The organism is Acidobacteriota bacterium, assembly GCA_040752915.1.
Lineage (GTDB): Bacteria > Acidobacteriota > UBA4820 > UBA4820 > DSQY01 > JBFLVU01.
Genome location: JBFMHB010000109.1, coordinates 1 through 6091 on the forward strand (window position 1 = coordinate 1; position 6091 = coordinate 6091).

Sequence of the window (6091 nt, forward strand, 5' to 3'; positions counted from 1 at the left end):
TCCCGCGCCTGGGTATCCGTGATGACGATGCGTCCCTTGCAGTGCGAGCAGGTCTGTCTCAGGTGCTCCAGGCCCTTCAAGGCTCCGCACCGGCATTCCCAGTCGCCCAGGGAGTAGTCCACGAAGGTGAGGGCGCACTCCCCCCGGAAGTCCCGGATCGGGAACACGGACCGGAAAGCCTCCTGGAGGCCCACGCTCTCGCGCTCCTCGGGCAGGAACTCCATCTGCAGGAACCTGCGGTAGGAATCCCGCTGCAGGTCCAGCAGATTGGGGATGGGAATGGTGGTGTGGATGCGGGAAAACTCGAGCCGCTTCCGTTTCCCGACATCAACTGTCTTGGGCATCAGGCCGTCTCCTCAAGTCCAAACCGAACGGGTCCGACATCGCGGCCCTTCACGTGCGGGGTCCGCCCCGCGTTCGGAAAAGGCACACGGGCAGGGCACGCCGGAATGGCGCCCTGCCCAGAATGGACGTGGCCGGCGGAACGCTACTTGATCTCGACAGTCGCGCCCTGCTCCTCGAACTTCTTCTTGATGGCCTCGGCCTCTTCCTTGTTCACGCCTTCCTTGATGGCCTTGGGCGCCCCCTCGACCAGGTCCTTGGCCTCCTTGAGCCCGAGGCTGGTGATCTCGCGGACGACCTTGATCACGTTGATCTTCTTCTCGCCCGCGTTCTTGAGGATCACGTCGAACTCGGTCTTCTCCTCCACGGGGGCCGCGGCGGCGGCGCCGGGGGCGGCCATCATGACGGGGGCCGCGGCGGCGGCGGAGACGCCCCACTTCTCTTCGAGCATCTTGCTCAGCTGGGCGGCTTCCAGCACGGTGAGGGCGCTCAGCTGTTCGACGATCACATTCAGGTCGGCCATGGGAAAACTCCTTCTTGCGGCGAAAGGCCTCGAGCAACCTGCTCTCGGCTTGAACGACTCAACCCAGAAACCCCTTACTCAATCCGATCAACCTTCGGACTGCTTGCCACGCTCGGACAGGCAGACCGCCACGTTCCTTCCAGGCGTCTGAAGCAGGGTGGCCAGCTTCGTGGCCGGAGCCTGCAGGAGCCCGATGAGCTGGGCCCGCACGCCTTCGAGTCCGGGGAGGAGGGAGAGGGCCAGGACGCCCGGGGCATCCACCGCTTGTCCCTCCACCACACCGCCCTTGACCTTCAGTTTCGGGTTCTCCTTGGCGAAGGCGACCAGCACCTTCGCGAGGGGAACCGGGTCTTTCTCGGACCACGCCAGCGCCGTCGGTCCTTCCATCCACTCGCTGGCTCCCGTAAGGCTGGTGCCCTGGGAGGCCTGGCGGAGGAGGGTGTTCTTCACGACGCGCAGGCGGCCGGAGGATTCCCGGATCCGGTCGCGCAGCTGGCTGATGTCCTTGACCTTGAGCCCCTTGAAGTCCACCAGGTAGAACGCGCCGTTCTGCTGAATGACTTCCTGGATCTCGCGGATGGTTTCCTGTTTCTCAGCCCGGTTCACGGCGTCCTCCTTAGTAACCGCTCACGTCCAGGCGGACGCTGGGGCTCATGGTGGTGGAGAGATAGGCGCTCTTGACGTACTTGCCCTTGGCCGCCGAGGGCTTGGCCTTGAGGACCGCCTCGATGAGCGACTGGGCGTTTTCCAGGAGCTTGGCCCCTTCGAACGACTTCTTCCCCACGGGACAGTGGATGATCCCCGTCTTGTCAACCCGGAATTCGACCTTGCCGGCCTTGAGGTCTCTGACGGCCTGGGCCACGTCGAACGTCACAGTGCCGAGCTTTGGGTTGGGCATGAGGCCGCGAGGGCCGAGCACCTTCCCCAGCTTTCCCACTTCCTTCATCATGTCCGGCGTGGCCACCACGGCATCGAAGTCCATCCAACCGCCCTGGATCTTGGCCACGGCCTCCTCGCCCAGCGCGAAGTCGGCGCCCGCCTCCTCGGCCTCCCGAACCTTCTCGCCCTGGGCCACCACCAGCACCCGGACGCTCTTGCCCAGGCCGTGGGGGAGGACCGTCGTGCCCCGGACCATCTGGTCGGCGTACTTGGGGTCCACTCCCAGGTTCAAGGAGATCTCCACGGTCTCGTCGAAGCCCGCGAAGGCGATCTTCCGCAGAAGGTCAAGCGCTTCGGCGAGCGGGTATTCGCGCGGCTCCACCTGGGCCGCCGCCGCCTTGTATTTCTTGCCTACCTTGGCCATGGCCCGATCTCCTCAGTCCACGATGTCCAGGCCCATGCTTCGGGCCGAGCCGGCGATGGTCTTGACGGCGCTTTCGAGGGTCTTGGTGTTCAGGTCGGGGAGCTTGCTCTTGGCGATTTCCTCGATCTGCTTGCGCGTCACCCTTCCCACCTTGTTCTTGTTGGGTTCCCCGGAGCCCTTGGCGAGCCCGGCGGCCTTCTTGAGAAGGTCCGAGGCCGGGGGCGTCTTGGTGATGAAGGTGAAGGAGCGGTCCGCGTAGACCGTGATCACCACGGGGATGATGAACCCTTCCTGTCCCTTGGTCTTGGCGTTGAACTCCTTGCAGAAGCCCATGATGTTCACGCCGTGCTGACCCAGGGCCGGGCCCACCGGAGGCGCCGGGTTGGCGTTTCCGGCCGGGATCTGGAGCTTCACTTCGGCAACGACTTTCTTGGCCATAGCGGGAGTTCTCCCTGCCTCACCGGCCGCTCGCGGCCGGGAGGTCCGTCACAGCTTCTCCACCTGGAGAAAATTGAGTTCCACGGGCGTGGACCGCCCGAAGATGGTCACCAGCACGGTGAGGGTGGCGTGGTCGGCGTTGACCTTGTCCACCACCCCCTGGAAAGAAGCGAAGGGGCCCTCGATGATCTTGACCTTCTCGCCCGGTTCGAAGGTGTATTTCGGCTTGGGCGCCTCCGTGGCCTTCGTCATGTGGCCGAGCACCCGATCCATCTCGTCCGGGCTCAGGGCCTCGCTGCTCACGAAGCCCGTCACCTTGGGCGTGTTCACGACCACTTGATGGGCCTCGTCGGTCATGAGCATCTGGACGAGGACGTATCCCGGGAAGAACTTCTTCGTGGAGACATGCTTCTTCCCGTTGCGGATCTCAACCACGTTCTCGGTGGGGATCATCACCTCGCCGAAGAGGTCCTTCAGCCCGAAGGCCTCGATCCGGTTCAGGAGGCTCTCCTTCACCCGGTTTTCGAAGCCCGAGTACGTGTGGATGATGTACCACTGCATCTCAGCCATCGGTTCGGCACTCACTTGAAGAGGGCGAAGAGCCGGTTCAGGGCGCTGAAGACCACCTGGTCCACCACCCAGAGATAGACGCCGAAGATGGCCACGATGACGATCACCACGGCGGTGGTGTTGACCACCTCCGCGCGGCTGGGGAAGGAGGTCTTTTTCACCTCCATCCGGACGTCCTTCAAGAAGGCCGGAAACCGCTGAAACCACTCAAGAACTTTCACGGGCCGCCTCACTCGCTTCTTCGTAAGCATCCCGGGCGAAGGGCTTGGCGCCTCCCGCCCCGTCTGGCCGTTTTCTCCGCCTCTGCTTCCATCCGCCCCGGGTCCCCGGAGGCGGCTTCCTTGCTGATCTGGCAGGCGAGGAGGAGCTCGAACCTGCGCCGTCGGGAAGCCTCGCTCGCGTCGGAGTCCGCTCGCTGCGTTTCCCGTCGGCCTACGGTTCCCGGCCCAAGGATTCCTCCGCCGGCCTTCCGTCTGCGGGCGCTCCCTCCTCGGTCGCGCCCTCGCTCGGAACTCCTGGCGGCACCCCCTTGGGCTTCTCGCCCCTCGTCACCTCCTCCATCGTCCTTCGCCCCCGGGCCTTCCGGAGGCGGCTTCCTTGCTGATCTGGCAGGCGAGGAGGGGCTCGAACCCCCAACCCCCGGTTTTGGAGACCGGTGCTCTACCAGTTGAGCTACTCGCCTGCAAAGGTCTACTTCACCTCTTTGTGGGCCTGGTGGGAGCGGCAGAACGGGCAGTACTTCCGCACCTCCAGCTTCCCCTGCTGCTTTTTCTTGTTCTTCGTCGTGGTGTAATTGCGGCGCTTGCACGCCGTGCACTGCAGATGAATGATGTCGCGCATGTCCTACTCCAGGATCTCCGTGACGGTGCCGGCGCCCACGGTCCTGCCCCCCTCGCGGATGGCGAAGCGCAGCCCCCGCTCGAGGGCGATGGGCGTGTGCAGTCCCACCTCCACGGATACATTGTCGCCGGGCATCACCATCTCCCGGTCCTGCGGCAGTTCCACCGCTCCCGTCACGTCCGTCGTCCGGAAAAAGAACTGGGGCCGGTACCCTTTGAAGAACGGCGTGTGCCGGCCGCCCTCTTCCTTGGTGAGGATGTAGGCCTCCGCCTTGAACCGGCGGTGGGGCGTGATGGAGCCCGGCTGGGCCACGACCTGGCCGCGCTCCACGTCTTCCTTCTTGATCCCCCTCAGCAGGAGACCCGCGTTGTCGCCCGCCTGGCCCTCCTCCAGGATCTTGTGGAACATCTCCACGCCGGTGACGGTGGTCCTCTGGGTCTCCCGAAGGCCCACGACCTCCACCTCCTGGCCCACCTGGATCCGGCCCCGCTCCACGCGGCCCGTGACCACCGTGCCCCGGCCCGAAATGCTGAAGACGTCCTCGATGGGCATGAGGAAGGTCTTGTCCACCGGGCGGGCGGGGAGGGGGATGTAGGCGTCGCAGGCGGCCATCAGGTCGAAGACGGCCTTGCACTTGGGGCAGTCGGGCCCGCCGCACCCGCACTGAAGGGCCTGGAGGGCGGACCCCTTCACCACGGGGACCTCGTCCCCGGGGAACTCGTACGCCGTCAGGAGGTCGCGGATCTCCATTTCCACGAGATCCAGAAGCTCCTTGTCGTCCACCATGTCCACCTTGTTCATGAAGACGACAATGGTGGGAACTCCCACTTGGCGGGCGAGGAGGATGTGTTCCCGAGTCTGCGGCATGGGGCCGTCGGCGGCGGACACCACGAGGATGGCCCCGTCCATCTGCGCCGCTCCCGTGATCATGTTCTTCACGTAGTCGGCGTGTCCCGGGCAGTCCACGTGGGCGTAGTGGCGGGTGTCCGTCTGGTACTCCACGTGGGCCGTGTTGATGGTGATTCCCCGGGCCTTTTCTTCGGGCGCCTTGTCGATCTGATCGTAGGCGGTGTAGCTGGCCAGACCCCGGTTGGCGAGGACCTTGGTAATGGCCGCCGTCAGGGTGGTCTTTCCGTGGTCCACGTGGCCGATGGTGCCCACGTTGACGTGAGGCTTGGTCCGCTGGAATTTTTCCTTGGCCATGCCCGCTTCTCCGCCGATGTCATTCGACCTAATGGACCCTCCATCGCGGCGACGGCCGGGTCCTGCAAACGATCTCAAATGGAGCCCGCGACCAGAATTGAACTGGTGACCTCGTCCTTACCAAGGACGCGCTCTACCGACTGAGCTACGCGGGCCCTTTCGCCGAGAGCAGGTGAGTCCGTGGGTGGGTCAGGAGGGAAGATGCTCCCGATTCGCCGCCCGGCTCGAATTCTCCCCTGCTCACCGACTGACGTCCTCTCCTGCTTCGGTATTGGAGCGGGCGACGGGATTCGAACCTACGGGCGCTAGGGGCCTCGCTCACGTCGGAGTCCGTTCGCTCCGTCCCAAGCGCCCCTACGGTTCCCGGGGTGGGTCCCTCGGCTTGCCCCGCCCCGCTTCGAACGCTCGCTCCTCGCTCTCGTTCTCGCCGCGGGCCTACGCCGTCTCCCACCCTTCGAATCCCTTTTCCCTCGCTCCTTTCCTCAACTGTTTCTCTGTGTCCGTGTTTCCCGTTTCCGTCTTCTTGGAGCGGGCGACGGGATTCGAACCCGCGACCCTCAGCTTGGAAGGCTGATGCTCTACCAGCTGAGCTACACCCGCCCGTTCTCACCGGACTCCCCCAAAGGGGGGACATCCGCTTGCCGTCGAATAAGTGGTGGAGGGGGTAGGATTCGAACCTACGTAGGCGCTCGGCCGGCAGATTTACAGTCTGCTCCCTTTGGCCACTCGGGAACCCCTCCACCAGGAGTCTGTGGGCCTTCGGCCCGGCTTCCGGTCATCGCGGCCAAGGTCGGGTTTTGTTTCCCGGCCCTTTGGAGCCGATGAGAGGACTTGAACCTCCAACCAACGGATTACAAATCCGCTGCTCTACC

9 protein-coding genes and 4 tRNA genes are annotated in these 6091 nt (G+C 64.6%); all 13 read right to left on the reverse strand.

Features of this window, described 5'->3' with window-relative positions:
- A partial coding sequence (locus AB1824_12855; GenBank protein ID MEW5765854.1) for a hypothetical protein occupies positions 1–344 on the reverse strand: 344 nt, incomplete at its 3' end.
- Positions 345–487: 143 nt separating this feature from the next.
- Positions 488–865 (reverse strand): 50S ribosomal protein L7/L12, encoded by a 378-nt coding sequence (gene rplL, locus AB1824_12860; GenBank protein MEW5765855.1) that lies wholly within the window; start codon positions 863–865, stop codon positions 488–490.
- Between the two features lie 87 nt (positions 866–952).
- Positions 953–1471 (reverse strand): 50S ribosomal protein L10, encoded by a 519-nt coding sequence (rplJ, locus tag AB1824_12865; GenBank protein ID MEW5765856.1) that lies wholly within the window; start codon positions 1469–1471, stop codon positions 953–955.
- Positions 1472–1481: 10 nt separating this feature from the next.
- A complete protein-coding gene (gene rplA / locus AB1824_12870; protein MEW5765857.1) occupies positions 1482–2168 on the reverse strand; it encodes a 50S ribosomal protein L1 in 687 nt (228 codons plus the stop codon).
- Positions 2169–2180: 12 nt separating this feature from the next.
- Complete coding sequence (rplK, locus tag AB1824_12875) at positions 2181–2606, reverse strand: 50S ribosomal protein L11 (protein ID MEW5765858.1); 426 nt, start codon at positions 2604–2606, stop codon at positions 2181–2183.
- Between the two features lie 48 nt (positions 2607–2654).
- Positions 2655–3176: a transcription termination/antitermination protein NusG gene (gene nusG / locus AB1824_12880; protein ID MEW5765859.1), complete on the reverse strand. Its 522-nt coding sequence runs from the start codon at positions 3174–3176 to the stop codon at positions 2655–2657.
- 11 nt (positions 3177–3187) lie between these two features.
- On the reverse strand, positions 3188–3397 hold the full coding sequence (secE, locus tag AB1824_12885; protein ID MEW5765860.1) for a preprotein translocase subunit SecE: 210 nt from the start codon (positions 3395–3397) through the stop codon (positions 3188–3190).
- A gap of 385 nt (positions 3398–3782) precedes the next feature.
- Positions 3783–3858: transfer RNA gene (locus AB1824_12890), tRNA-Trp, on the reverse strand.
- Positions 3859–3866: 8 nt separating this feature from the next.
- Complete coding sequence (gene rpmG, locus AB1824_12895) at positions 3867–4016, reverse strand: 50S ribosomal protein L33 (protein ID MEW5765861.1); 150 nt, start codon at positions 4014–4016, stop codon at positions 3867–3869.
- A gap of 3 nt (positions 4017–4019) precedes the next feature.
- The gene (gene tuf, locus AB1824_12900) at positions 4020–5219 is read right to left on the reverse strand and encodes an elongation factor Tu (GenBank protein MEW5765862.1); all 1200 of its coding nucleotides are present in this window, start codon (positions 5217–5219) and stop codon (positions 4020–4022) included.
- 79 nt (positions 5220–5298) lie between these two features.
- A tRNA-Thr gene (locus AB1824_12905) sits at positions 5299–5374 on the reverse strand.
- 369 nt (positions 5375–5743) lie between these two features.
- Positions 5744–5819, reverse strand: a tRNA-Gly gene (locus AB1824_12910).
- A gap of 53 nt (positions 5820–5872) precedes the next feature.
- A tRNA-Tyr gene (locus tag AB1824_12915) sits at positions 5873–5959 on the reverse strand.
- Positions 5960–6091 lie beyond the last annotated feature (132 nt).

Coding starts and splice junctions, on each gene's coding strand:
- nusG (MEW5765859.1), bottom strand. CDS start 3,176: ATGGCTGAGATGCAGTGGTACATCATCCACACGTACTCGGGCTTCGAA.
- tuf (MEW5765862.1), bottom strand. CDS start 5,219: ATGGCCAAGGAAAAATTCCAGCGGACCAAGCCTCACGTCAACGTGGGC.
- rplL (MEW5765855.1), bottom strand. CDS start 865: ATGGCCGACCTGAATGTGATCGTCGAACAGCTGAGCGCCCTCACCGTG.
- rplA (MEW5765857.1), bottom strand. CDS start 2,168: ATGGCCAAGGTAGGCAAGAAATACAAGGCGGCGGCGGCCCAGGTGGAG.
- rpmG (MEW5765861.1), bottom strand. CDS start 4,016: ATGCGCGACATCATTCATCTGCAGTGCACGGCGTGCAAGCGCCGCAAT.
- rplK (MEW5765858.1), bottom strand. CDS start 2,606: ATGGCCAAGAAAGTCGTTGCCGAAGTGAAGCTCCAGATCCCGGCCGGA.